Annotated in this window: 1 protein-coding gene; it reads right to left on the bottom strand. The window is 55.7% G+C overall.

Annotation, left to right across the window (positions count from 1 at the left end; all coding sequences use genetic code 11):
* Positions 1-805 (bottom strand): InlB B-repeat-containing protein (locus PAT3040_RS38240; RefSeq protein WP_219930346.1); only part of this gene is annotated, 805 nt, incomplete at both ends.

Below are 805 nucleotides of genomic sequence, written 5' to 3'. Positions count from 1 at the left end.
CAGTGTACCAACCTCCGAACGCGTATCCCGTTCTTGTCGGAACTTCTGGCGCTTCCATTGTATCGCCGTGCTCCACCGTCACTGCCTCCAACGTACTGCCGCCGTTGCTTTCGAAGCTCACCGTATACACGTTTATCGTCCACTTCGCGTACAACGTCACATGGCCCGTCACCGCAGTAGTGAATACATACGGCTCCGTTAGTTCTTCGTCAGTGTACCAACCTCCGAACGCGTATCCCGTTCTTGTCGGAACTTCTGGCGCTTCCATTGTATCACCGTGTTCCACTGTCGTTGCCTCCACCGCACTGCCGCCGTTGCTTTCGAAGCTCACCGTATACACGTTTATCGTCCACTTCGCGTACAACGTCACATGGCCCGTCACCGCAGTAGTGAATACATACGGTTCCGTCAGTTCTTCGTCGGTGTACCAACCTCCGAACGCGTATCCCGTTCTTGTCGGAGCTTCTGGTGCTTCCACAGTATCACCGTGTTCCACTGTCGCCGCCTCCACCGCACTGCCGCCGTTGCTTTCGAAGCTCACCGTATACACGTTTATCGTCCACTTCGCGTACAACGTCACATTACCCGTCACCACAGTCGTGAACACATACGGTTCCGTCAGTTCTTCGTCGGTGTACCAACCTCCGAACGCGTATCCCGTTCTTGTCGGAGCTTCTGGCGCTTCCATTGTATCACCGTGCTCCACCGTCACTGCCTCCAACGTACTGCCGCCGTTGCTTTCGAAGCTCACCGTGTACACGCTTGTCGTCCACTTCGCGTACAGCGTCACATTGCCCGTCACTGT

The organism is Paenibacillus agaridevorans (assembly GCF_003112455.1).
GTDB lineage: Bacteria > Bacillota > Bacilli > Paenibacillales > Paenibacillaceae > Pristimantibacillus > Pristimantibacillus agaridevorans.
The sequence above is the reverse complement of the archived record's forward strand: the minus strand, read 5'-3'. Positions and strand labels throughout refer to the sequence as shown.